The organism is Phycisphaerae bacterium (assembly GCA_017999985.1).
Taxonomy (GTDB): domain Bacteria; phylum Planctomycetota; class Phycisphaerae; order UBA1845; family Fen-1342; genus JAGNKU01.
Window position 1 is genome coordinate 198119 of sequence record JAGNKU010000001.1, and the last position, 25312, is coordinate 223430.

A 25312-nucleotide genomic window follows, 5' to 3' on the forward strand; every position below is an offset into this window, starting at 1 on the left:
CAGGCGCAACTCCCAAGACCGCGCGCTCTGTCTGTTGGCGGCCCCCTCGGCAGGGCAATCAACACCCCACGCCTGTTCCGCGGAGATTATCAGACCAAACACACTGTCCCGAGCGGCTGCCGGGTAGCGGCGGAACACATTCCGCCATTCCGACCCAGCATACCTCCACCCCGCCCGGCATTCAAGCATAGATGGGCAGCGCCGCGCGTGACCCGCCGGCGACTTTCAGGTTTACGTGGCCGATTTCTGCGTCTCCGCGCGCTGCCGCGCCTCTCGCCAGCGCGCGCAGCACGCGAGCAGTTCCGCCCGGTCAATCGGTTTGGTCAGATAATCGTCACAGCCCGCGTCCAGGCATTTCTCCCGGTCCCGCGCCATCGCGTGCGCGGTGAGCGCGATGATCGCCCCCGCGTAGCCGGCTTGTCGCAAGCGCAGCGTGGCCTGGTACCCATCCGTGACGGGCATCTGCATGTCCATCAGGATGACGTCGAACGGTCGCCCGTCGCGCCGCGCCTGCAGCGCCGCCACGACGGCGAGCTCCCCGTTCTCGACCACCATCACCTCCGCGCCCGCGCGCCGCAGCAGAAACGAGACCAGACGCTGGTTGTCCGGACCGTCCTCCGCCAGCAGTACCTGACAGCCGGACACGTCCGCCAGTCCTGCCACACCCCGCGCCGTTGCGCCCGCGGGTGGCGAAACCGACGGGGCCGCCGGGTCGGCGATCAGCGACATGCCCCCCAGCGCGCCCACGCCCACCGTGGCGCGCATGCACGTCCCCTGCTGCGGCGCGCTCGCCACCACACGCACGTCACCCCCCAACAGTTGCGCGAGCCGCTTGCTGATGGCCAGCCCGAGCCCCGTGCCGCCGAACCGCCGCGTCGTCGACGAGTCCGCCTGCGTGAAGCTGTGAAACACCCGCGCCACCTGCTCGGGCGTCATGCCCACGCCCGTGTCCACGATGTCGCAGCGCAGCCGCGGCGCGCCCCCCTCCACCGCGAGCGCCACCCGCAGCGTCACGCTGCCCGTCTCCGTGAACTTCACGGCGTTGGCCACCAGGTTGATCAGGATCTGCCGCAGTCGCGTGGGGTCCGTCTGGATCGTCTCCGGGATCGCCCCCTCGTACTCCACATGAAACGCCAGCCCCTTCGCATCGGCCCGCACCCGCGCCAAATCCGCGACCTCGGCCACAATCTGGCACGGCGAGCAGGGAATCGCCTCGACCTCCAGCTTCCCGGCTTCGATCTTCGAGAGATCCAGGATGTCGTTGATCACGTTGAGCAGGTAGTGCCCGTTGCGGCAGATCGTGTCCGCCGCATCACGCCGCGCCTGCGCCGGCAGGTCTTCCTCGTAGAGACTCTCGGCGAACCCGAGGATGGCGGTCATCGGCGTGCGAATCTCGTGACTCATGTTCGCCAGGAACTCGCTCTTGGCCCGGTTCGCCGCCTCCGCGAACGCCTTGCCCTGCTGCAGCGCCGCCTCCGTCCGCTTGCGCTCCGTGATGTCGCGTGCAAAGAAGAAGACGAACTCCTTGCCACCCGCTTCGAGGTAGTTACCCATCACTTCCACCGGGAACACGCGCCCGTCCCGCGTCCGGTGGCAGGTTTCCGCCATCACCGCGCCGCCTCGCTTCAATTCCTGCCAGCGTGCCGGCCACGCCACCGGCTCGCAGCGCGGATTCACGTCGAAAACACTGCACGCCAGGAGCTGGTCGCGCGTGTACCCCAAACTTCGACACGCCGCATCATTCGCGTACACAAGGCTGCCGTCTGGCCGGACCCAGAAGATCGCGTCCGCGGCATGATCCAGCGAGAACTGCGCCAGCCGCAACGCTTCCTCGGCCCGCTTCCGATCAGTAATGTCACGCACCGCCTCGATGGCCCCCACCACCCGCCCCTCCGAGTCGTGCAGCCGCTTCGCCGCCGCCCACACCGTCGCCCGGGGGCGGCCCAGCGGCGTCGTCTCCACTTCCGTCACCAGCACGTCTCCGCGCCGCTCGACCGCCGGGTACCGCGCCACCGCCTCGGCGTCCGTCTCCAGCACGAGGTCAATCAGCATGGGCCGCCGATGACCGTAGAATGGAAGCGCGTATTCGTGATCACCCTTCCCCAGCATCTGCTCTGCCGGGATTCCGGTCATCTCCTCCATCGCCCGGTTCCATGCGGTTACCCGGCCCTGGCAGTCGATCACGAACGTCGCGTCGGGCAAGAAGCTGACCAAGTCCTTTAAGCGCTGCTCCGAGCTGCGCAGTTGCGCCTCCACCCGGCAGCGCTCGTCGATTTCCCCGCGCAGCTCCGCGTTGGCGGCCAGAAGCGCCTGCGTGCGTTCCTGGACCCGCCGCTCCAGCATGTCGTGGCTCTGCTGCAACGCCGCTTCCGCGCGTCGACGCCGCCCCACATTCACCGCCAGGGCGGCAATCGCCAGGAGCAGCACTGCCGCGACCGCCGCCCCGAAGTAAGCCAACCGCACTTGCGACGCCGTCAGCGGGTACGCCCCGTTCTCCGGGTCGAGCGTCACGACCTGCCAGCCGGCGCCAGGCACGGCGCAGCGCGCCGTGCTGTGCCGGCGCCCTTCGTACTCGACGTGTGCCGCCGCCAGGGACGGCGCCAGCGGCGCCAGCGCTTCCCCGCCGAACTGTCGGCTGGCCACCAGCGCCGCGCGCCGCGCCATCTCCATTGGTAGCGCCGTCCGGTACAGCCACCCGGGCTGGTTGGAGGCCAGCACAACTCCTTCCGGCGACAGCAGCGCCGCCGGACGCCCGGCCGTCTCCAGCAGGCGATCGATCTCCTCAAACCCGACCTTCAGGACGACGGCCCCGACGGGCACCTCAGCCCCCGTCGCCCGCACCGGGATGCTCAGGTACAAACCGCGCACCCCCGTCGTCACACCCAGCGCCGGATACACGCAGATGCGCCCCTGCAGCGCCTCCGTGAAGTAGGGCCGGAAGGCGTAGTTGTTCCCGGTCAGCGTCTTACCGTCGTCGTACGGTGTGCAGGCCACGACCGCACCTTGCCGGTTCAGCACGTAGACTAGCGCAGCCTGGAACACCCGCCGCGCGGTGTTCAGCGCGATCAGCGCCGCGGGGGCATCCACTTCGAGATCACCCTGGGCGACGCGGACGACCTCCTCGGCGACCCCGAGCTGGTTGCTCACGCCCCCCAGCCGGGCCAACACGGCCTGCTCAATGGCCGCGCCCAACCGCAGGGCGTCCTGGCGCTGCGCGCTGCGCCGGTTCTCCTGGCGCAGCGCTTTCACGCCGCGGCTCCCCTCGTAGCCGCAGAGGACGACGCTCGCGAGGACGATCACGCCGAGCCAGCGCTCCCAGCGCCACGTCTTGAACCGGGATTTTGCCAAACGCCATCCGCCCGCACTGCCACGGAGCGCGACACAGCGGGCCCGCGCCCGATAAAGTCCCGCATCCGAACTGGCCGTGCGCCCTGTGTATCTGATTGGAGATCGTCAAACCCCACCCCGGGTGTGAGTTGCGGTACCGCTCAGAAGGCCCCCCGCGGCGCGCCTGGAAAACGGCCCGCACCGTCGCGCACTGGGGCATTAGCGGACCAAGGCGCGCACAAGAAAACAACGCGCCTTCAACCCTCGGCGCGGTCCGAGTAGCCATCCCCCCGGCATCGATCTGCGATTGCCCGCGCGCTAGCGCCGCTTCGAGCGGAAGCAATCTCGGCAGTAGACGGGACGCCCTTGGCTCGGCTTGAACGGCACGGTCGTTGTCGCCCCGCAAGCCGCACACACGGCCTCGTACGATTCCCGCGGCGCACCACCGCGGCCGCCACCGCCGCCGCCACCGCCGCCGCCACCACCGTATCCGCCACCGCCGCCGCCACCACCACGCGGCCCGCGGCTGTGTCCGCCGCCGCCACCGCCCTGGGCCTTGCGCTTGTCGCGGCACTCGCGGCAGCGCTTGGGCTCGTTGGTGAAACCACGCTCAGCGTAGCGCGCCTGATCTTCGGCGGAGTGAACAAACTCCTGTCCGCAGTCGGCACAAATGATGGTTTTGTCTTCGAACGACATGTTGGGGCTCCTCCGAGCGTGGGGTGGGCCGAACGACAGCGGCCCGATACCAGGCGTTGCGCGGTAACCAAACCAGGCGGAGGACCGCGATTCCGCCCACGGCGGGATCGCCCGGCAAGCCCATGCCGGCGCCTCGTGCCCAGTCGGCCCGCAGGGATACGGCGGTGAACCCTTTTCACGCGCCGGCCGCCAGTATGACCGAAGTCCGAGAGTCGGTCAATTACCCCCGCCGCTCCAACCAGGTTGATTCCCAAGCTTGCATGGTCTACTCTGGCTACGTGAACGTGTGCCGGCCGCGCGCCCGCGTTCACGCGGAGGCCGCCCTGGTGGCGTGCCCCTGCCGAGCTCCCCCGCCGCGGTGGACGCTCCAGCCCGGTGTTCAGCAAGCTTCACCTGAGGGTCACACGATGAGCCACGACATGCATTGGTCCCGTGAAACGCTGGCCGTCCACGCGGGCATCGAGTCCTCCGAATTCCATCCCGCCGTTCCCCCGATCTATCAGACGTCGACGTTCGCCTTCCGCAGCGCGGAGCACGGGGCGGCGCTGTTCGCCGGTGAAGACAAAGGCTACATCTACTCGCGGATGGGCAACCCGACGGTGCAGGCCCTCGAGAAGTCCGTCGCCGCGCTCGAAGGCGGCTACGCGGCCTTGGCCTGCGGTAGCGGCATGGCGGCGATCCATACCGTGCTGGGCGCGCTGCTCAGGCAGGGCGACCACGTCATCTCCAGCGAGGCCGTCTATGGGCCCACCTGCACACTCATCAGATCCATCCTGGTGGACTTCGGCATCCAGTCCACGTTCGTGGACACGTCCGACCTTGACGCCGTTCAGCGGGCCCTGCGCCCCAACACCAAGGTGCTCTACATCGAGACCCCCGCCAACCCCACGCTTGTCATCACGGACCTGGAGGCCGTCTGCAGTCTCGCCCACCAGCGCGGTGTGCTTGTCGTCGTCGACAACACCTTCATGAGCCCCATCCTCCAGCAACCCTTTCACTGGGGCGTCGACTTCGTAGTGCACAGCCTCACCAAGTTCCTCAACGGCCACGCCGACGTCGTCGGCGGCATCGTCGTCGTCCGCCAGGAAGCCCACTATCCGCAGCTGCGGCGGACGCTGAATCACTTCGGGGGCGTGCTCCCGCCGCTCGAGTCCTTCCTCGTTCACCGCGGGATCAAGACCGTCGCCCTCCGCATGCGGCAGCACTGCGAAAACGCCCAGCGCATCGCCGAACACCTGCAGAAACATCCCCAGGTCGCCTGGGTCCGCTACCCCGGCCTGCCCAGCCATCCGCAACACGCCTTGGCGCAAAAGCAGATGAACGGCTTCGGCGGCATTATCTCGTTCAGCCTGAAGGGCGGCCTCGAAGCCGGCCGCCGCATGATGAACGCCGTCCGCCTCTGCCTGCTGGCCGTCAGCCTCGGCGGCGTCGAGACCCTGATCCAGCACCCGGCGAGCATGACGCACGCGTCGATGGGCGCCGACGCCCGCCGGCAGGCGCACATCGAAGACGGTCTCGTCCGGCTCTCGGTGGGCATTGAAAACGTGAATGACCTGATCGCGGACCTGGACCAGGCGCTGGAAGCCGCCGCCGGCGAGCGTTCGGGGGGCCGGCAAGTCACCCAACCGGCCGCCAGCTAGGCGCACTCCGAACGCCCCTCCCTCGGACGTAGCGTCGGCCCCGGTAGCCGACGTCCGGTGCCGCGCTTTATCGTCCCGGCAGCCCCCGCTAGACTGCACTGCATGTTTGAGACCCTGAGCGACAAGCTGGGCAGCGTCCTGCAGAGCCTCCGCGGCCGCGGCCGGATCAGCGAAGCCAACGTCCGCGAGGCGATGCGCGAGATCCGCACCGCCCTGCTCGAAGCCGACGTCAACGTCGAAGTCGCCCGCAAGTTCTGCGATGCGTGTGTCGAGAAGGCCCTCGGCCTGGAGGTCATCAACACCCTCCGGCCCGAGCAGGTCATGGTCAAGGTCGTGCACGACGAGCTCGTCCGGCTGATGGGCCCGATCGAGACCCGCATCCCGTTCGTCTCGCAGCCGCCCACGATCATCCTCATGGCCGGCCTGCAGGGCTCCGGCAAGACGACCACCTGCGCCAAACTCGCCCGCTACTGCATGCAGCGCGGCAAGAAGCCCATGCTCGTCGCCGCCGACCTGAAACGGCCCGCCGCCATCGACCAGCTCGAAGTCCTCGGTAAGCAGCTCGACGTCCCCGTTTACACCGAGCGCGACCATCAGAACGCCGTCCGCGTCTGCCGCAACGCCGTCCGCGAGTCGCGCACGCGCGACCGCGACGTGGTCATTCTCGACACCGCCGGCCGCCTCGCGATCGACGACGAGCTGATGACCGAGATTTCGCAGATCGCGACCGCGACGTCGCCGCACCAGATCTACCTCGTCCTCGACGCGATGACCGGCCAGGACGCCGTCAACACGGCCAAGGCGTTCGACGAGCGTCTCGAGCTCGACGGCGCCATCCTCACCAAGTTCGATTCCGACACGCGTGGCGGTGCCGCTTTGTCGGTGAAGTCCGTCACGGGCAAGCCGATCAAGTTCATCGGTGTCGGTGAGAAACTCGACGCGCTCGAGGAGTTCCATCCGGAGCGCATCGCCGGCCGCATTCTCGGCATGGGCGACGTGGTCTCGCTGGTGGAGAAGGCGCAGGAGACGTTCGACGCGGCGCAGGTCGCCAAGACGCAGGAGAAGATGGCCAAGGGCGCGCTCGGGCTGGACGACTTCCTCGGCCAGCTCGAAAGCATGCGCAAGATGGGACCGATGAAGTCGATCCTGAAGATGATCCCCGGGGTCGGGTCCGCACTGGGCGACATGGACATGCCGGAGGAGGATCTCGACCGCATCCGCGGGATGGTGCACTCCATGACGCCGAAGGAGCGGCGCAATCCCGAGGTGATCGAAGCGTCGCGCCGGCGGCGGATCGCGAAAGGCGCCGGCGTGGACCCGCAGGACGTGAGCGGGCTGGTGAAGCAGTTCGTGCAGATGCGCGGCGTGATGAAGCAGATGGCGGGGCTGGGCATCGGCGGGCGGCTGAAGATGACGCAGCAGCTTGCGAAGCTGGGGATGATGGACGGCGGCATCCCGAAGATGAAGAAGGGCACGACGAAGTACCAGCCGCGCAAGCTCGAACGCAAGAAGCGCCGCCGGCGGTAGCCCAATGTCGCATCGACATCCCGCCGGCGGTGTGGTATCGGCATTGTGCCGGCGCTGTCGGGGGAGAGCAAAGCTCTGCTTTGCTACCGAGTGGTATCGGCGTCTCGCCGGTGATGTGGTACCGGCATTGTGCCGGCGCTGTCGGGGGAGAGCAAAGCTCTGCTTTGCTACCGAGTGGTATCGGCGTCTCGCCGGTGATGTGGTACCGGCGTTGTGCCGGCGCTGTCGGGGGAGAGCAAAGCTCTGCTTTGCTACCGAGTGGTATCGGCGTCTCGCCGGTGATGTGGTATCGGCATCCTGCTGGTGCCATAGGGTGCACAAGGGAGCTGCGCTCTACCCTGGTTCAACAGTGCCACGCGGCGCCGGACGCGATGGTCCGGCGCCGCGTGTTTGGCCCTGGATCGATCGAGCGCGTCGCCGTCATTCCGCGGGCGACGCGCCGTGCGCCCACTATGGGGCGGTCAGCAGCGCGATGAACGGATTGATGTCGCGGAAGTCGACCGCGCCGTCGGCGTTGATGTCACCGTTCAGCAGCGGGCAATTGGGGTTCGTCGCCTGCCACAGGTCCGGGTTGGTCAGCACCAGCACGAACGGATTGATGTCGCCAAAGCTCACCACGCCGTCGCAGTTCAGGTCGCCCGGCTCCAGCAGCCGCAGGTGTAAGTCGTCGTAGTACAGCGGGCTCGAGTTGTTGGCGACCAGATCGAGCGCGCCGATGTTGAGCACGCCGCCGCCGTCGCCGAACACGCCCGCGGTCCAGGACGCCGCCGTGCCGAGCTGCTGCCCGTCGTAGTAGACGCGGTAGAGGTCCGCGTTCAGGTCGATCAGCACCTCGATCTTCACCCAGCGGTCCGTGACGAGCGGCGCCGCCACCGGCTGGTCCTGATCCCGGATCAGCGTCTGCGTCAGCGAGTCGGCGTGGAGCTGCACGGACCAGTGGTACGGCCCGCCGTCCGCGTACGTGTTGAGCAGGACCAGATACGACCCGCAGTGGCCGTACGGGTCGCAGCCTGACACGAAGTCGGCCGGCACGTACTGCCACGCCGTCAACGCGTAGCGGCCCCAGTTGAAATCCGCGAACGGCTGCAACAGATCAGCCCCGCCGGCGATCTCGAGCGCGTGGAACGGGCTGCCGGCCTGCGCGTCGGTGACGACGGCGTCCAGCGTGGGGTCGTTGTCCCAGCCCTGCCAGCCGTACTGCCCGTGCAGGCCGGTGCCGGCGTCGTAGTAGTCGAAGCCGTCGTACCAAAAGTCGGACCACCACGTGCTGCCGGACATGACCAGGTTGTCGATCGCGACCGGGCCACTGCGGCCGGCGTCCGTCGCCATGTACCAGTGCAGCTCCTGCCAGGCCGGCGGCGGCGTGACCTCGAACTCGAGCACGACGCGCTGCCAGCCGTTTTCGAGCTCGTCGATCGCCTCAACCAGGTTCTGGACGACGCACTCCGGCGGCATGACCGGCTCCCACCACAGCATGCCGCCGCCGGTGTAAACGTCGAACTGGTAGGCCACGTACTCCACGCCCGCGGGCTCGGGCTGATCGTCGAGGCGCACGGCCAGCAATCCGTTGGCTGCGAACCCGCCGGGCAGGCCGACGACGCCGATGTGGTCCGTGACGGCCGGCATCCAGTCCGGCAGGAAACTGCCGCCCCGCCACCACTCGGTGCCCTCGTACCAGCTCGGCAGGACGGAGAGGTTCTCGCGCGGGGGGTACCAGTAGGGATCCAGGTAGTCGGGGAAGAACGTGTAGTGGGATTGGCTCTTGTCCTTCTGGGCGGGCGGCGCGTTGGTCTTGGACTGCGGCTTGTCCTTCGGCGTGCATTCGGTCTCGATCTTCACGTTGTCGATCGTGATGAAGTCATCGGTGTTGCGGCCGGTCTTCAGGGTGATCTTGACGTCCTCGACCTTGGGCTGGGGCTTGATTTCGAACTCCCAGGTCCACGTCTGCGGGCCGTTGGGGTCGTTGGGATCCACGGGCTGCTGGCTCGGCGGTTTGGAGGGCTGGTGTTCCGGCGGCTCCTTGAAGGAATCGGGGCGCCCGGGGGTCCGCGACACCGCGCCTGGGCGGTTCCTAGCGGGGTCATTCGTGCGAATGTCCGCCCGGATCGTAATGCGTTTCTTCTGTCCCCGGTCAATCGTGTTGTACACGTGGAACCACAGCTCAACCGTCTTGTTCGCGCCAAACACGCCCCACTCGCCGTCATTCGGATCGTTCGGGTCCAGCCAACGTACCAGCGGGCCGATCTTCTGGACCTGGGGTGGCTTTACCTGGGGCGGCAACTGCGTCTCGTTCGGGTCCGTCGGGCCGGGGAAGGTCGGGGAATCGAACGGATAGCCTACCTTGACGATGTTGGGCGGTGGCGGCGGCGGGGGCTGATTCGGATCGCGGCCCCCCTCATCGGCCCAGGCCGGCCACGTCCCGAGCGCAAAGCCCAGGACCACCGACAAAACCACGGCCGTCCAGATGGACACCTGCCGTTCGCGGGAAGTCCGCACTGCACACCGCTGGGCTTGACTCGTGCTTCGGGGGTTCATGGCGGCTCTCCTGCCTGGACGCACGGGGGGCGTCCGTTGCTTCCGGCTGCCTCAGTCTCACTCGGATCGGCCCCGCAGCCTGATTTCGGTCGATTCACTTATATATAGACCGGAACCGCGCCTCATTTAACACGCCACCCGGAATTGACCCGACATTTGTGCCGGCCGGAGATGAATCCGTGGGCACGCGGCCGGGCCGTACCGCCCGCCGGCTCGCGGGTTAGAATCGCGACATGCTGGCAGTGCCGAATCCAGGCCGATCGCCGCAGCACCGCGCTGTGGTCCGGGAAGAACTGCTTCTGGGCACAGTCTTCGTGGCGGCCCTGGTGCTGCGGGGTCTGCACGCCTGGGGCCAGGCCGCCCACAACCCCTTCTTCTACGCCCCAACCATGGACGAGGGGATGCACGATGCGTGGGCGCGGCAGATCGCGTCGGGCGCCGGGCTGGGGGCGGTGCCGTTCTTCCGCGCGCCGCTCTACTACTACCTGCTCGCGGCGATCTACAAGCTCGTTGGTCCGAATATTGTCCTGGCGCGCGTCGTGGGGTGCTGCGTCGGATCGGTCACGTGCTACCTGATCGCGCGGTTCGGGGTGGCACTCGGCGGGCTGCGCGTGGGGCTGATCGCCGGGCTGATCGCGGCGGTGTACTGGCCGCTGATCTACTTCGACGGCCAACTGCTGACGGTCTGGCTGGAGCTGTTTCTCAATGTCGCCATGCTGATGCTGCTGTGGCACGCCGAGCGCCGCGCGGACTGGCGGTTGTTCCTGCTGGGTGGCGTGGCATTCGGGCTGTCAGCGATCACGCGGCCGACGGTGCTGGCGCTGGCACCGGGGATCTTGTTGTGGTTGTGGGTGATGCGGCCAATGCGCACCAGCGGCGCTCTACGGCCGACTCGGGGGTCGGCCGCTACTACACGGGCAAGAATGCCGGTGCTGCATGATGCGGTTCGGCGGGAGCCTCGCCCTCCCAGGGTCGGTGGTCGGCCCATCATGCGGGCGGCGGGGCTGATCTTCGCCGGGGCGGCAATCGCGATTCTGCCGGTGACGATCCGCAACCGCGTCGTGGGCGGCGAGTGGGTGTTGATCGCGTCGTATGGCGGCGTGAATTTCTACATCGGGAACAACCCGCAGGCCGACGGCGTCGCGGCCATCGTGCCCGGAACCCGCGCCGACTGGCTGGGCGGGTATGAGGACACGCATCGCATCCCCGAAGCGGAACTCGGCCGGAAGCTAAGCGAAGGCGAGGTCTCCAGCTACTGGTTCGACAAGGGGCTGGCGTGGATCCGAGCGAACCCGGCGGCATGGCTGCGTCTGACCTGGCACAAGTTCCGCCTGTTCTGGAGCCCGGTCGAGATTCCGAACAATCAGCCGGACTGGTATTTCGCCCGGCTGTCGGGCGTCTCAGTGGTGTACTGGATCGGGTTCCCGGTAGTCGCGTGTCTCGGGCTGGCGGGGCTGGTGCTGATCGGGCGTGATTGGCGCACGTGGTCGCTGCCGCTGCTGTTCGCGCTCATCAATATGCTGGCCGTCGTCGCGTTCTTCTGTCCGGGCCGCTATCGGTTGCCGGTGGTGCCGGTACTGATTCTGCTGTCGGCGGCGGGGCTCGCACGGGTGCCGGAACTGTGGCGGGCGGGGGCGCGGCGCACGCTCGGCGCGTATGCGCTCGTCGCGCTGCTCGCGAGCGTGTTTCTGGCGACGAATCCGCCGGACCGGGCCGTCCATTGGCGGGAGACGGAGGGGATGGCGCACCACAACCTGGCGGTGCATTACGCGCAAGCGGCCCAGAGCGACCCGGCGGCCCGCGGGCAGGTCATCGAGCAGATGCAGCAGGCAATTCAGTTGCGGCCGAACGACGCAACCATGCACACGGCGCTGGGCATGTGGCTGCTCAAGTTCGGCCGCCCCGCGGAGGCTGCTCCGGCGCTCGCGCGGGCGCTGGAGCTGGACCCGAACAGTCCGGAAGCGCACGGCTATTACGGCGACTACCTGTATGCGCAGGGGCAGCTCGCGGAGGCCGTGGCACAGTATGAGGCCGCTGTGGCTTTGCGACCAACATGGAGTGGACCGCGCGTCTCGCTCGGGCACGTGCTGGCGAAACTCGGACGCACGGAGGATGCCTGTACGCAGCTTGAAGCGGCGCTGCGTATCGATCCTGAGCTGGTCGATGCACGGCAGCAGCTTGGCATGCTGTTGATGCAGCAGGGTCAATTCGCCGCCGCGCGCGCGCAGCTTGCGGAAGTGGTGCAGCGCAAGCCGAACGGCCCGGCGGCCGCGCAGTTGCTCGCGACCGCACTATGGAAAGATGGCGCGGCGGCCGAAGCCGTGCGGGTGTTGCGCGACGCGGTGCAGCGCACGCCGGACGACGAGCGAATTCTGAAGGCGCTGGCCTGGATGCTGGCGACGGCGCCGGACGCGGAGCTGCGCAATGGCGCCGAGGCCGTGCAGCTTGCCGAGCGTGCGCTCCAGGTCGCGGGGCGGCCGAGCACGAGCCTGCTGAACACGCTGGCGGCGGCGCTGGCGGAGGCGGGTCAATTCGACCGGGCGGTCGAGGTCTGCACGCAGGCCATCGAGGGCGCCCGCGCCGCGGGGCAAGGCGAGACGGTCGCGGAGCTGGAGACACGACTGGCCCTGTATCGTGCTGGGAAGGCATACCGCGAGTCTAATTGAAAAGCGCGGGTGTCGCGGCTGCACGCCTGGTCACTTAGAATTCCGGCGGGCGTGCATGGAGTCGCGTATGCCAGTGAACACCGCGAAATCGACGCACGGGCGCTTCGGACCCTTTGGCGGGCAATACGTCCCCGAGGTGCTGATGAATGCGCTCGGCCAGCTTGAGGCGGAATACGACCACGCCAAGGCCGACCCCGCGTTCTGGACCGAGCTCGATGACTACCTGACCAGCTACGCCGGCCGGCCGAGCCCGCTGTATTTCGCCCGGCGACTCACCGCACACTGCGGCGGCGCGAAGATCTACCTCAAGCGCGAAGACCTCAACCACACCGGCGCCCACAAGATCAACAATACGCTCGGACAGGCGCTGCTCGCCCGGCGGATGGGCAAACGCCGCGTCATCGCCGAGACCGGGGCCGGTCAGCACGGCGTCGCGACGGCGACCGCGTGCGCCGTGCTCGGGCTGGAATGCCGCGTGTACATGGGCGCAGAGGACGTCCGGCGACAGGCACTGAATGTCTACCGCATGCGGCTGCTCGGCGCCGAGTGCGTGCCAGTCGAGAGCGGCCAGCGCACGCTGAAAGACGCGATCAACGAGGCCCTGCGCGACTGGATGGCGAGCGTGACGCACACGCACTACGCGATCGGCAGCGTCATGGGGCCGCACCCGTTTCCCACGATCGTCCGCGATTTCCAGGCCGTCATCGGGCGCGAGACGAGGGAGCAGTTTCGCGAAATCGAGGGCCGCCTGCCCGACGTGATCCTCGCCTGCGTGGGCGGCGGCAGCAACGCGGCGGGCATCTTTTTCCCGTTCATCGATGAGCGCGGGGTACGACTGATCGGCGTTGAAGCCGCCGGCGAGGGGCTCGACGGCACGCGGCACGCGGCCACGCTCGCCAAGGGTCACCCCGGCGTGCTGCACGGCATGCACACGATCGTGCTCCAGGACGACGACGGCCAGACGCTGCCGGTGCATTCGGTGTCCGCCGGCCTGGATTATCCCGGTGTCGGCCCCGAGCACGCCCACTGGCACGCGACCGGGCGCGTGGAATACACGTCGGCGACGGACATAGAGGCACTCGATGCATTCGAGCTGCTGTCGCGCCTGGAGGGCATCATTCCGGCGTTGGAGTCGGCGCATGCCGTCGCACACGCGGTGAAGATCGCGCCGAAACTGCCGGCCGAGCAGAGCATCGTGATCAATCTCAGCGGACGCGGCGACAAGGACTGCGTCGAGGTCGCGCGCATCCGCGGGCAAGCACTGACGTAGCGTGCGATTGCAGGGTTGTCGCCACACGGGGGGAAGGGGCAGCCTGCAACAGTGGTACGAGCATCGCGCGTGGGCGGCAGGGGCATCGTGTATGGGTGGTACGGGCAGCTTGCCCGTCTGCAACGGGCGGGACGCCTGTACCACCCACCCATGCGAGTCGCCCGCTTGCGAAGCCGCGGTCGTTTGGTCACACTTAGGCCGTCCACCACCGGACCCGTGATCGAAAGTGCAACGCCGTACCGAGGGGCGACGATGCCGTTCATCCGCTGTCCAGCCTGCAACGCCCGCTACAAGGTGCCGGAGACGGCGGGCGGCCAGCGCGCCAGGTGCGCGAAATGCGGCAAGAACTTCCGCATACCGGCGTTCCCGCCGCCACCGCCGCCGGAGGAGGAGTTGCGCCTCACCAGTCTCGATGCCCTGAGCGAGGGTGAGACGATCCCGATCCAGGCGCCGCCGCCGGCGCCGAGTGTCGGTGATTCCACCGTGCTCGAGGCCGTGCTGGTCAACGAGACGGCGACGTACGCCGCGTCGGACCACGTGGACGAGGGGCCGGCGACGGCCGGGGCGTATGGCGACTACCTGCGCGCGTTAATGCGCTCGCTGGCGTTTCCGGTTCGCGGGGGCGACCTGGCCGCGTTCGCGATCGTGTGGGTGTTGCTGATGCTCGGCGAGGTGGCGGGTGCGTGGATTGGGTGCATTGGCGGCATCGTGTCGCTGGTCGTCCAGGCCTGGTACATGGCGTTCCAGCTCAACATTGTGCTGGGAGCGGCGGGTGGCGAAGAGGAGTTGCGGACGCTCACGATCACCGAAGGCTGGTGGGACGATTTGGTCGTCCCGCTCTTCAAGATGGCAACGGCATCGATCCTCGCCCTGGCGCCGCTGTTCGTGTTCCTGGTCGGCGCGGACGCATTCGCCGCCGGCGGCCCCGCGTCGGGGGGCACGTGGACCTGGCTGCAATCGCTGCCGCCTACCACGCTGACCGTGGCCGGTGCGCTGGCGCTGGCCGGCTATTTCGTCTGGCCGATGCTTGTGCTGGTGGTCGCGGTCGGCAGCTTCGGCGGGCTGGTGCGCGCGGACCTCATCGCGCGCACGATTGTGCGCTCGTTTCCGGCGTATCTGCTGACCGTGGTGACGGTGTACCTGAGCCGCGGCCTGCAGTTCGGCGCCATGATCGCACTGGCGATCCTCTCCGCCCAGTCTGCCGGCACGGGCTCCGGTCTGCTCCTCGGCGCGCTGCTGAAGGCCGTCGAGCTCTACTGCACGATCATCGCGATGCGCGCGATCGGGCTGTACTACCACCACTTCAAGCACCGCTTCGCCTGGTCGTGGGGCTAGACCGCGCGGCGCGGCGGTTCACCGCCAGTAGTAATGCCACGTGTAGTGCAGCTCGATATCCTTCTCCGGCTCGAGCGTGAACTGCCACGTGACGCGCCCAACGCCGTTGAAGCGATGCCACCAGTAGGGCCAGTTATACCAGTACCACCAACCCGGGTATTCGCCACCCGTGTAGCCGCGACTGTCCTCCAGCGCGTTGGCCGCCTCGATCCGGCCGTCGTGATCCGCGGTGTCCGCCGCGCCGAGCAGGTGCCGCGTCACCTCCAGCCGCACCGGCTGCGCCCGCCGGTTGGTGAGGCGGATGGTCCCGGCCAGGTCCGCCCGGCCATACGTCGCGCCGTTCCACTTCATGGCGTCGGGCGCGCGCTTCGTCTCAACCTCGGACTTGCTGACCGGCACATCGACGGCAGTCGTCAAGTCCAGGTCACTGCGGCCGCCGCGGGCGGTGTAGGTCATCAGGCTCTGCGCCAGGAGCTGCCCTTCGCGCAGGATGATCGCCGGCGCCGTGGTCAGCGGATACGGCCCGCTGTTCTGCAGCCGCAGTCGATGCCGGACCTGCGGCGCCCGCATGAGCCGCGCCAGCTCGCGAAGCTGCTCGTGGCTGCAGTTGCGCTCGATCTCCGGCGGCGGCGCAAAGGGCATGTCCAGGACGAAGACATCCTCGTACGGCAGCGTGAATTCGGCCACGGAGACGACCATCCGCTCGCCCTTGCGGAGCGTGAGGTGCTCCACGCGGAAGACGAACAGGTCTTCGTGGCGCGAGCCCTGCGCGTAGTCCGTTTCGTCGGCATCCACCGGCGACCCGGACGCCGGCTCGTACCACCCCGGCTGGGCAACCTGCGTCTGGATGGCGTTATCGAACGCGTAACGCAGACGCTGCACCTGCGGGAGCTCGGGCGCCAGGCGCGCCGCCGCCGCCTGCAGCGCGATGGGATCGATCTGGTCCTCGAACTGGAACGACGGTACGCCGATCACAAGACTGGCGGTCACGTCGTTCAGGTCCGCCAGCTCGTTCACCAGCGTGGCCTGAAGCCGGATGCGCGCCTGACCGGCGCCGTCGATGTCCACGCGATAGCTGGGGATCCAGCGTACGCCGTTCTGCAGATACACCATGCCGACGCGGGCGCGCGGGCCGGGCTGGCCGTCCCAGGCGAGCTTGAGCGTGAGCAACCGGCGCGACTCCTCCACGGGCAGGGCGCGCCGGGCGATCGTGCGGAAGGTGACCTCGCGAATGCGCTCCAGCGGCAGGGCCTTCACTCCTTCCTGCATCTGCAGGAGCACGATGGTGCCCGGCTGCCCAGCGTTGGGCGCCGGCGGCGCGGGCGTCGGCCCGGCCGGCGTGGCCCCCGGGGCGGGCGCCTCGGCAACAGGTCCGGGTTTCGGAATGCCCAGCACGGTGGCCCCGTACGACCGTCCGTCCTCCTCGGTGATGATGACCTCGGCACCGGGGTTGGCGTCGAGGAGCTCGCGGATATTGAGCGCGGTCCGCTCCGATTTCACTGGCCGCTGTCCCGCGACCACGGCGGCAAGTTTCGCCGCGGGATCGGCGGAGTACGCCCAGAACGTGCCGATCACGGGCGTCGGCAGCGTGTCCAGCACGACATCGCCGGTACCATCCGTCGGCAGCTCGCTTTCGTGCAGGACGAAGGCATGCCCATCCTTGAAGATGGCAAGCTCCTTGACCGGCATGGACGTGAGGACGCTGGCCTCGAGCGCCACCGGTGGCGCCGCGTGGCCGACGGCCCCCCCTTTCTGGGCGCGCGCGGCGGCCGTGAAGGCGGACAACAGAACGATAGCGAACCCCGCGGTGCGTGCGGCCATTGTGGCAACCTCCCGGCGAATGCCCGGTCAACGCCCAGTCGGGCTGCGGTGCGCCACGCACGAGCGGCTCACCGATCGCCTAATGGAAGTATGCCCCGCCGGCAGCGGAGGTGTGTAAAAGTCATGTAACGAATGGCGCGGCGGCGCGCCGGCTGCAACTTCAACCGCCCACGCGCCGCCGCACACCCCGCGAGGACACGAATCCGGCGATCACACCGGCCGGCGGCGCCCCCAGCGCAGCCAGCACAGACCGGCCAGCGTCAACGGCAGCATGGCCGTGCCGCTGGCGCCACACAGACTGATGGGCGACACGCCGCCGTTCGGCGTGCCGTCGTTCGGGTCCGTGTCGTCCCCGGTGTCGGGCGCGCCGAAATCCGGCACGCCGCTGTAGTCCGTGGGTGGATTGTTGTCATCATCTCCCGGTGCCGGGGTATTGCTGTCGTCCGGCTCGGTGGGCTCGAGCGCGTTGGGATCGACCATGACCGGGTTCAAGAGGAAGCCGCGCGTGCTGCCGTCGCTGCTGCCCCGGATGGTGCCCCAGCCGACGATCACGCCATCTTCGTTGATGTCCCGGGCCTCGGTCAGCGTGATGCCCGGAGTGATCCGCTTGCCGTCCTCGTCCAGCAGATACAGCAGGTCGTTGAGATCCTGCATCACGCCGTCACGGTAGACGAAGGCCCGGCGGTTCCGCTCCTCATCCTCGGCCCAGCCGACGATGACGCCGGCATCATTGATGGCGGACGCGGCGCTGAACCCATGCAGCGGGTCGTCGCGCAGCGTGCCAAGGTCCGTCATCGTACCGTCGCTCCAGTAGAACGCCCGGGTGTAGTGCTCGCCCGTGGGCGCGTCATAGTCCGACTCGCCGACCACGTCACCGTTGTTGTTGATCGCGCGACCCCAGCTGTTCACGCCGCCCAGCGTCCCGAGGTCCGCCATCAGGTCATTCACGCCGCCCGCGCCTGCGTACCACTGGTCGGGAAAACCGTCGGCGTTGTTGTCCAGCGGCGTCAGCAGGAACGCGTGGTAGCCGCCGGTGCCGTCGCCGCGCAAGGTGTACGAGTAGCCGGTGACTTCGCCGGCGTCGTTCACGGCGGTGGCGCTGCTGACGGGATCCGAGGCGGCGAGCGTGCCGAGGTCGATCATGAGGTCATTCACGAGGTCCTCGTTCAGGTCGGCCACGAACGTGCCATTCAGCGGGCGGACCAGGAAGGCGTGCGTCACGCCGTCAATGCGATCGGCCCAGCCCACGACGTAGTTGCTGTTGCTGATGCCGATGGCGGCGCTGTCATACGCCGTCTGGCACGGGTTGCCGAGCGTCATGAGGTTGGCGAGGGCGTCGCCGGGATAGGGCGTCGCCAGGTCGCTCAGCACCGAGGGGCGCAGGACGAAGGCGTTGGTGATGACGAACGTCGGCGGGCACTCGATCGAGGTGCGCGCGGTGCCGACGATCTGGCCGCCGTTCGAGATCGCGAAGGCCTCGCTGTAGTCCTGGTCGAACAGCGGGTGTTTGAGGCTGAAATGCACGGTGCCGTGCAGGTCGGTCGTGGCCCGGTTGTGCCACTGGGCCGAGTGCTTGCCGCTGTCGGCCTGGACCCAGCCGACGGCCTGGCCGGTGTTGTTCACCGAGTACGCGCGACTCTGTCCGCCCTCGGGCGCGGTCAGTTCGATCAGCTCGTAGCGGAGCACGAGCCCGTTCTGGGCCAGGGCGGCCAGGGCGGCCACGCCGCCTAGCAGGGCAACGCCCAGAAACCGATTGGTCAGTTTGCTGGAGGACCTCAGCATGGGAACGTTCTCCAAACCCACCCCCGGTGGTCTCATTCGATCAACTCGTTGCGGACCCAGCTCACGTGGTTGGCCGCGGGGTCGTCGCCGTTCAGGATCGCCACGACATCGGCATCCCCGTCACCGTCCAGGTCGCCGTAGCCCAGCCGGCCGACGTCGCCCGGCGGGTCAAAGGTCACGATGATGTGCCCGGTCCACTCGTCGAACGGGATCGTCGGCGACTCGAAGTACCGCAGGGCCCCCCGGGTCCCGCCGACCACCAGTTCCAGGATGCCGTCGTTGTTCACGTCCAGCGCTTTGACCGCGCGGGGCTCGAAGGATTCGAAATTGACGATCGGCACGGTGTACCAGTCAAAGCCGCGGTCATTCACTTCCGTCGGCTGCACGAACAGCGTCAACTGCAACTGCTCCGGGCTCGTGGCCACGACATCCACCAGGCCGTCGCCTGTGAGATCCGCGACGTCGATGGTGAAAGCACCGCGCACGCTGCCGATCCGGTGCTGCAGCCAGGTGGCCGCCGGATCGCTGGCATCGCCGCCGCCGGGGTTCTCGAACCACGCGACCTGCACGTTCTGGTCGTCGGTCGCGGTGGAGATCAGATCGAAGTAGCCGTCGCCGCTCAGGTCGTAGGCCCGCAGGTCGCGCGCCCCTTCGCGGTCGAGCACATCGTGGCGCTCGTGCGTGCCGAGCGCGAGCGTCGTCCACCCCACGCCGTCCTCCGCGCCGCCCGGGTTGATCAGCACCTGCACGGAACCGGCCACGATGTCGATGGTCTCCAGCGGCAGGTCCGGCTTGGGCGTGAGCTGCACATGCAGGCGCCGCGAGGCGGCGATGTCGTTGTTGCCGTCGCGGTCGAAGTCGGCGATCTCGACGCTGGTGTAGCCCTGCTCGACGGTCACGATGTAGTTGTCCAGATTGGTGCCGACGCCGACCTCCTGGGCAAGGATCGCCGTGAGCTCCTCGTTGGAAATCGACTCGGTCGTACCCGCGATCATCTCGAGCGCACCGGTCGGCTGGCCCCATTCGTTCAGGACGTGCGTGCGGCCGGGATCCGCGGGGTGGTGCATGTAAACAACGCCGTCCTGCGTGGCGATCACGATGTCCAGGTTGCCGTCCCCGTCGAGGTCGCCGACGGCCAGGTCGGTGAGTTCCTTCCAAGCGTTCTCGCCGCCGTCGAGCGTCAGGCTGGCCAACTGACCGGCGCTCAGCTCGCCGTAGCTAAGCAGGATCTGCACGATGCCCTTGCCTTCCTGGTTGTAGCCCACCACCGGGTCGACGCGCCGGTCGCCGTTGAAGTCAATCAGCACGGGCGCGCGGGTCAGGTCCCCCACGCGATATGTCACCGTGGTCACGGCCTGCCCGCCGGTGAACGTCCGGCCGTCGATCAGCAACTCGGTGAAAGTGCTGCCCGAGCCCGAGATGAACGTGCTGCCCGCCACCACGGCCGTGCCGCCGCAGTTCCCGTTTAACAGGCACCAGCGCCACTCCGGCGCGCAGTTCAGCACGCTGCCAGCCAGCAGTACCCCGCAAACCACCGCAAGCGTCAGGCGCATATGGCGAAGCTGCATGTTCAGGGCTCCATCTGAGCGGACGCCGGCAACCGGCCCGCGGCCCACGCCGGCCAGCGCCGGCCGCCGCAGACCCGGCGGTCCGGCGGAAACCAGGTACACTTCACTTATCGGGTCGGCACTTCGCAGCGGTGGCTTGACTTGGAATCAGGCGGGAGCGCGGAATGGCGGCGGCGAAATGCGTTCCGGCGCGCTTTGCGCGGTGGGCGCAGAATTGACCGCCCCGGCGGCCGTCACGACCGCCCAGGCTTCTCGGACGTGCCCGAGCACCGTGTCCACGTCGAGCCCGGCCAGGCAGTCGTGGTGGCCCAGCGGGCACGTGCGACGGTAGCACGGGGCACACGCGAGCGGCCGCATCACGATCCGCGCCGTCGCGCCATACGGCCCGGTGCGCGCCGGGTTGGTCGGGCCGAACAACGCCACCAGCGGTTTGCCGAGCGCGGCCGCGATGTGCATCGGCCCCGAATCGTGGCAGATCACCAGGTCCGCGAGCGCGAGAGCGGCGCTGAGGGCGCGCAGCGACGTGCGCCCGACGAGGTCGACCACCGGGCCCGCGCCGGCGGCGATGAGTTCCTGCGCGAACGTCCGATCGTCGGGCGCCCCGAGCAGCACGCACGGCGGCCAGCCCTCGGCGTGCAAACGCGTGCACAAGGCCGCGAGACGCGCCACGGGCCAGCGCTTCGACGCCCAGCGCGCGCCGGGAATGACGGCGATGAAGTGATCGAGCGGCCGCCCGGCGGCGTCGGCCAGCAGACTCCGGGCGGCTGCGAGTTCATCGGCGCGCAGCCCCAGCGGAAACCGTGGCGTGTCGAGCGGCAGCCCCAGACTGCGGCCGACGGCGAGATTTCGGTCGACGGCGTGGCAGTCGGCGGGGCCAGACGCAGGTGTGCGGACGCGCTGCGTGTAGAACAGCCATGCGAATTCGCGCGCCGCGGCAAAGCCAACCCGCCGGCGGACCCCGCTGGCCCAGGCGAGAAACCCGCTGCGCACGAGCCCCTGAAGATCGATGACCAGGTCGAACCGGCGGCGGCGCAGGCCCCACACGAAGCGGACGAATTCCGCGAGGATCCGGGGGCTCTGGAGCATGCGCCCGTAGCGTCGCCGGTCGAAGCGAATGACCTCGTCGAGCAACGGATGACCATCGAGCAGCGGGGCAAACGCGTTGCCGGCCAGCCAAGCGATGTGGGCAGTCGGGTGCGCCGCGCGGAGCCCGACGAGGACCGGCAGAGCATGGACGATATCGCCGAGCGAGCTGGGCTTGATAATGAGAATTCGTTCTGGATTAGCCGGGATCACTGGCGCTTTGCTCCGCATGGCGCACACTATACACGCCAGCCGGCGCCGCGGCACCCGACCCCCCGTGGAAACGCTCAAACCCCCGCTTGCCTGCCGGGTTGCGCGAATTTAACTTGATTCGTCCGAGGGCCTCTGCTATCGTCTGAGCAACTCGGAGGGCCGTGGGGGGAACCCGATCGGCCACGCCCCGCCCGGGCGAGATTCTGCGCTCTGACGCGTGCCAGTGGCCCAAGAACCGAGCGAACGTAAAGCCCGTGCCGCACGGGGCGCGTCAGGTGCATCCCGCCGGCGCGACCGTCCATGTAGCAGACTTGAAGTAACCGAAGCACAGACAAGAAGTTAAGACAGAACGCGAACTACGCCATGAACCCCATCCACCGCATCCGCAACATCGGGATCTCCGCCCATATCGACTCGGGCAAGACCACGCTCTCAGAGCGCATTCTCTTCTATTCCGGGCGGATTCACCGCATGGGGGAGGTGCACGACGGCGGCCGCGGCGCGGTCATGGATTACATGGACCTCGAACGCGAGCGCGGCATCACCATCACGTCCGCCGCCACCAGCGTCCATTGGGGCGAGCACGACATCAATCTGATCGATACGCCGGGCCACGTCGACTTCACTGTCGAAGTCGAACGTTCGCTGCGGGTGCTGGATGGCGCGATCCTGGTTCTGTGCGGCGTCGGTGGCGTGCAGTCGCAGTCGCTCACGGTCGACCGGCAGATGAAACGTTACGGCGTGCCGCGGATCGCCTTCATCAACAAGCTTGATCGCGTCGGCGCCGATCCGGCCCGCGTCGTCGCCGAGGTGGAGAAGAAGCTCGGCCTGGTGGCCGTGCCGCTGCAACTGCCGATCGGGCTCGAGCAGGACCACCGCGGCGTGATCGACCTGATCACGATGGAGGCGCTGTACTTCGACGGCGCTTCCGGCGAGCGCGTGCGGCGCGAGCCAATCCCCGCCGAGCTGCGCGCGGCGGCCCAGCGCGCGCGGCAGGGACTGCTTGATACGCTTTCGCTGTACGACGACGAGCTCATGGAACTGCTGCTAGACAACGACGCCGCGGCGGCCGATGGCGTGACCCTCGTGCCCGAGCCGCAGCGGCTGCACGACACGATCCGCCGGCTGACGATTGCGCGCGACATCGTGCCGGTGCTGATGGGCTCCGCGTTCCGCAACAAGGGCGTGCAACCGCTGCTGGATGCGATCGTGCAGTACCTACCCTCGCCGCTGGACATCGTGTACTACGCGCGCGACAACGACAACGACGGCGCCGAGGTGGCCATCACCGCGGACCCGGACGCGCCGCCGGTCGTGATGGCGTTCAAGCTCGTCGAGGAATCGTTCGGGCAGCTCACGTACGCGCGCGTCTACCAGGGTCACGTGCGCAAGGGCACGGTGCTGCGCAACACGCGCGTGCGCCGCACAACACGCGTCGGGCGCATGGTGCGCATGCATGCGAATGACCGCGCGGACGTGGACGAAGCTGGTCCGGGCGACATCGTTGCGTTCATCGGCGTCGAGTGTGCCTCGGGCGACACGTTCTGCGACGACCGGCTGAACTACGCGCTCGAAAACATCCTGACGCCGGAGCCGGTGATCTCGCTCGCGATCGCGACGGCGAAAGGCGCCGACCGCGACCGGCTTTCGAAGGCGCTGGCGCGCTTCGTCCGCGAGGATCCGACGTTTCATGTGCGCAGCGATCCGGAGTCGGGCGAGACGATCATCGCCGGGGTCGGCGAACTGCAGCTCGACATCTACGTGGAGCGCATCCGCCGGGAGTATGGCTGCCAGGTCGTCACCGGCGCGCCGCGTGTCAACTACCGCGAGGCTCCGACCCGCCCGGCGACGTTCAACTATCGGCACCGCAAACAGACCGGCGGGTCCGGGCAGTACGGCCACGTCATCGGCCGACTCGAGCCGCTGCCCGAGGACGCGGCCGCGGACTACGAGTTCGAGAACGAAGTCACCGGCGGCCGGATCCCGACGGAGTACATTCCGTCGTGCGACAAGGGCTTTCAGGCGGCGCGCATGAACGGGCCGCTGGCCGGCTACGAGGTCGTCCGCGTGCGGATGGTGCTGGAGGACGGCACCTCGCACGCGGTGGACTCCTCCGATCTCGCGTTCCAGGTCGCGGCCCGCGAGGCATTCAAGCAGGCCTACGCCGAGTCGCGGCCGGCCATTCTCGAGCCGATCATGAAGGTCGAGGTCGAGGTGCCGACGGAATTGCAGGGTGGCGTCGTGGGTGACCTGACGTCGCGCCGGGGCGTCATCCACGGGACGGACATCCGCGCGGACGTGACGGTGATCATCGCCGACGTGCCGCTGGCGACAATGTTCGGTTACGCGACGGATCTGCGGTCGATGACGCAGGGGCGGGGAACATTTTCGATGCAGTTCGGGTACTACCGGGCGGCGCCGCGCGACGTGCAGGAAGAGATCATCGCGAAGGCGAAAGCCACCGGTAGCAAACGCTAGGGGCTGCGGTCTCGGCAGCCCCACGATGTGGGGGGCCGGCGCGCCGCGCGTGCCGACCGGCGCAGCGCCCCCGCCCTTACCCTTCATGAGCCGCGAAGGTCACAAGCCGGCTCCCGGCGCGCCCACGACCCTGGTCCTGCGGGAGGCACGCCCGGTTTTCGACGATTGTCGGGGGCCTTTCCCGGTTGCGCTAAGCTTGTTGGGCACCCTTTGCCGATACGACTCGTTGCGCCCCTGGCATGGGCGCCGCGTTCTTTGTGCAGGCAGGGCAAAGGTTCAATCAACATGCGCGCAATCATGGGGCGACGATTCTGGCAGTGGGGTGGTCTGCGTAATCTGCGCGCGTATCCCGAGCAGGCACGGTCATTTCGAACGACCACGCTGCTGGCCATCGTCGCCGTCTTCAACCTCTTCGACCTGGCCTTGACGCACTCCCAGTTGCCACGCGGCAACTTCGCCGAGGCGAACCTCCTGGCGACGACCCTCGCCGCTGGTCCGGCCGGGATGGCGCTCTACAAGCTGCTGCTCTTCGGGGCCGGGGCGTACGTCCTGTACCGCTACCGGCGGCGGTGGGTATCGGAGGCGGGGCTCTGGGTACTGGCGACCGCCTACGCCGCCCTGATGGTCTGGTGGCAGCTTTACCTGGGCGCCGTCGAGATCTGCGTCAGTGACCCGGCGGTGACGGCACCGCTGGCGCTGTACTGAAGCCGAGTCGGTCGCCTGCCTGGGGGACCGCGCTGGTCGGACCGGGACTTCCGGGCTGCCGGTCGGCACGCCAGGGGGAACCACGCACCGCGCAACCGCTGACTCACGCCCGCGTCATTGCGGAGCGGACACCGGCGCGCTAGCATGCCCACCATCCGAACTGGGTCGAGCGAAGACCCACGTCGACCGTCATTTCGCGTTGCTCACGGAGAAAGTCCCATGAATCCTGTCGATCGGCTCGCGTCCATCAACCCGGCCCAGAAGGCATTCGGCCTGCTCGAGGAGTTCAAGCGGTTCGCGTTCAAGGGCAACGTCATTGATCTCGCCGTCGGCGTGATCATTGGCGCGGCGTTTGGCAAGATCGTGGATTCACTGGTAAAGCACATCATCATGCCGCTGGTCAGCCTGCTGATCCCCGGCGAGCAGGGGTACCTCGGCTGGAAGCTGGTCGTGGGCGCGAAAGAAGTGCCCTATGGCCTCTTCATCGGCGAGGTCGTGAACTTCCTCATCGTCGCCGTGGCGCTCTTCATCTTCGTGGTGAAGTTCCTCGGCTGGATCATGAAAGCCCGGAAGCAGGAAGTCGCGGCCGGGCCGCCGCCCCTGACGAAGGACCAGGAACTCCTCATTGAGATCCGGGACCTGCTGGGCAAGAGTCGCGCGTAGGCG

15 protein-coding genes are annotated in these 25312 nt (G+C 68.1%); 8 read left to right on the plus strand and 7 right to left on the minus strand.

The annotated features are described in order from the left end of the window. Positions 1-231: 231 nt before the first annotated feature. Positions 232-3348: a PAS domain S-box protein gene (locus KA383_00760; protein ID MBP7744630.1), complete on the minus strand. Its 3117-nt coding sequence runs from the start codon at positions 3346-3348 to the stop codon at positions 232-234. A gap of 297 nt (positions 3349-3645) precedes the next feature. After that, the gene (locus KA383_00765; protein ID MBP7744631.1) at positions 3646-4023 is read right to left on the minus strand and encodes a zinc-ribbon domain containing protein; all 378 of its coding nucleotides are present in this window, start codon (positions 4021-4023) and stop codon (positions 3646-3648) included. A 407-nt stretch (positions 4024-4430) separates the two neighbouring features. Here KA383_00765 and KA383_00770 point away from each other — a divergent pair, with 407 nt between their 5' ends. Both KA383_00770 and ffh read left to right on the plus strand, forming a co-directional pair. Continuing rightward, on the plus strand, positions 4431-5663 hold the full coding sequence (locus tag KA383_00770) for a PLP-dependent transferase (protein MBP7744632.1): 1233 nt from the start codon (positions 4431-4433) through the stop codon (positions 5661-5663). A 102-nt stretch (positions 5664-5765) separates the two neighbouring features. After that, positions 5766-7190, plus strand: coding sequence for a signal recognition particle protein (ffh, locus tag KA383_00775; GenBank protein MBP7744633.1), 1425 nt, complete (start codon positions 5766-5768; stop codon positions 7188-7190). 450 nt (positions 7191-7640) lie between these two features. Here ffh and KA383_00780 read toward each other — a convergent pair whose 3' ends face one another. Next, positions 7641-9725: a hypothetical protein gene (locus KA383_00780; protein MBP7744634.1), complete on the minus strand. Its 2085-nt coding sequence runs from the start codon at positions 9723-9725 to the stop codon at positions 7641-7643. A 233-nt stretch (positions 9726-9958) separates the two neighbouring features. Between KA383_00780 and KA383_00785 the strand changes: the two genes are divergently transcribed. The 3 genes from KA383_00785 to KA383_00795 all read left to right on the plus strand — a co-directional run bounded on the left by KA383_00785 (position 9959) and on the right by KA383_00795 (position 14996). Beyond that, the gene (locus tag KA383_00785; protein ID MBP7744635.1) at positions 9959-12391 is read left to right on the plus strand and encodes a tetratricopeptide repeat protein; all 2433 of its coding nucleotides are present in this window, start codon (positions 9959-9961) and stop codon (positions 12389-12391) included. Positions 12392-12458: 67 nt separating this feature from the next. After that, positions 12459-13661, plus strand: a complete 1203-nt coding sequence (gene trpB, locus KA383_00790) for a tryptophan synthase subunit beta (protein MBP7744636.1) — start codon at positions 12459-12461, stop codon at positions 13659-13661. 252 nt (positions 13662-13913) lie between these two features. Next, entirely contained in the window at positions 13914-14996 is a 1083-nt protein-coding gene (locus KA383_00795) for a hypothetical protein (protein ID MBP7744637.1), read from the plus strand. Between the two features lie 18 nt (positions 14997-15014). On the opposite strand, the gene KA383_00800 is transcribed toward KA383_00795, so the two are convergent. The 4 genes from KA383_00800 to waaC form a co-directional block, all read right to left on the minus strand. Beyond that, the gene (locus KA383_00800) at positions 15015-16817 is read right to left on the minus strand and encodes a hypothetical protein (protein ID MBP7744638.1); all 1803 of its coding nucleotides are present in this window, start codon (positions 16815-16817) and stop codon (positions 15015-15017) included. A gap of 210 nt (positions 16818-17027) precedes the next feature. Then, positions 17028-18599 carry a DUF3466 family protein gene (locus tag KA383_00805; GenBank protein ID MBP7744639.1) on the minus strand — a complete coding sequence of 524 codons (1572 nt, stop codon included), beginning with the start codon at positions 18597-18599 and terminating at the stop codon, positions 17028-17030. Between the two features lie 32 nt (positions 18600-18631). Next, entirely contained in the window at positions 18632-20167 is a 1536-nt protein-coding gene (locus tag KA383_00810) for a VCBS repeat-containing protein (protein MBP7744640.1), read from the minus strand. A gap of 147 nt (positions 20168-20314) precedes the next feature. Next, the gene (waaC, locus tag KA383_00815; GenBank protein ID MBP7744641.1) at positions 20315-21481 is read right to left on the minus strand and encodes a lipopolysaccharide heptosyltransferase I; all 1167 of its coding nucleotides are present in this window, start codon (positions 21479-21481) and stop codon (positions 20315-20317) included. A gap of 345 nt (positions 21482-21826) precedes the next feature. Between waaC and KA383_00820 the strand changes: the two genes are divergently transcribed. From KA383_00820 to mscL, 3 genes are all read left to right on the plus strand, one after another. Next, positions 21827-23941 (plus strand): elongation factor G, encoded by a 2115-nt coding sequence (locus KA383_00820; protein ID MBP7744642.1) that lies wholly within the window; start codon positions 21827-21829, stop codon positions 23939-23941. A gap of 285 nt (positions 23942-24226) precedes the next feature. Beyond that, on the plus strand, positions 24227-24646 hold the full coding sequence (locus KA383_00825) for a hypothetical protein (protein ID MBP7744643.1): 420 nt from the start codon (positions 24227-24229) through the stop codon (positions 24644-24646). Positions 24647-24919: 273 nt separating this feature from the next. After that, on the plus strand, positions 24920-25309 hold the full coding sequence (gene mscL, locus KA383_00830; GenBank protein MBP7744644.1) for a large conductance mechanosensitive channel protein MscL: 390 nt from the start codon (positions 24920-24922) through the stop codon (positions 25307-25309). The last annotated feature ends 3 nt before the right edge of the window (positions 25310-25312 follow it).

Excerpts from the sequence above, each read along its gene's own strand:
- KA383_00765 (MBP7744631.1), bottom strand. The coding sequence starts at position 4,023 with ATGTCGTTCGAAGACAAAACCATCATTTGTGCCGACTGCGGACAGGAG.
- KA383_00770 (MBP7744632.1), top strand. The coding sequence starts at position 4,431 with ATGAGCCACGACATGCATTGGTCCCGTGAAACGCTGGCCGTCCACGCG.
- ffh (MBP7744633.1), top strand. The coding sequence starts at position 5,766 with ATGTTTGAGACCCTGAGCGACAAGCTGGGCAGCGTCCTGCAGAGCCTC.
- KA383_00780 (MBP7744634.1), bottom strand. The coding sequence starts at position 9,725 with ATGAACCCCCGAAGCACGAGTCAAGCCCAGCGGTGTGCAGTGCGGACT.
- KA383_00785 (MBP7744635.1), top strand. The coding sequence starts at position 9,959 with ATGCTGGCAGTGCCGAATCCAGGCCGATCGCCGCAGCACCGCGCTGTG.
- trpB (MBP7744636.1), top strand. The coding sequence starts at position 12,459 with ATGCCAGTGAACACCGCGAAATCGACGCACGGGCGCTTCGGACCCTTT.
- KA383_00795 (MBP7744637.1), top strand. The coding sequence starts at position 13,914 with ATGCCGTTCATCCGCTGTCCAGCCTGCAACGCCCGCTACAAGGTGCCG.
- KA383_00800 (MBP7744638.1), bottom strand. The coding sequence starts at position 16,817 with ATGGCCGCACGCACCGCGGGGTTCGCTATCGTTCTGTTGTCCGCCTTC.
- KA383_00805 (MBP7744639.1), bottom strand. The coding sequence starts at position 18,599 with ATGCTGAGGTCCTCCAGCAAACTGACCAATCGGTTTCTGGGCGTTGCC.
- KA383_00810 (MBP7744640.1), bottom strand. The coding sequence starts at position 20,167 with ATGCAGCTTCGCCATATGCGCCTGACGCTTGCGGTGGTTTGCGGGGTA.
- waaC (MBP7744641.1), bottom strand. The coding sequence starts at position 21,481 with ATGCGGAGCAAAGCGCCAGTGATCCCGGCTAATCCAGAACGAATTCTC.
- KA383_00820 (MBP7744642.1), top strand. The coding sequence starts at position 21,827 with ATGAACCCCATCCACCGCATCCGCAACATCGGGATCTCCGCCCATATC.
- KA383_00825 (MBP7744643.1), top strand. The coding sequence starts at position 24,227 with ATGCGCGCAATCATGGGGCGACGATTCTGGCAGTGGGGTGGTCTGCGT.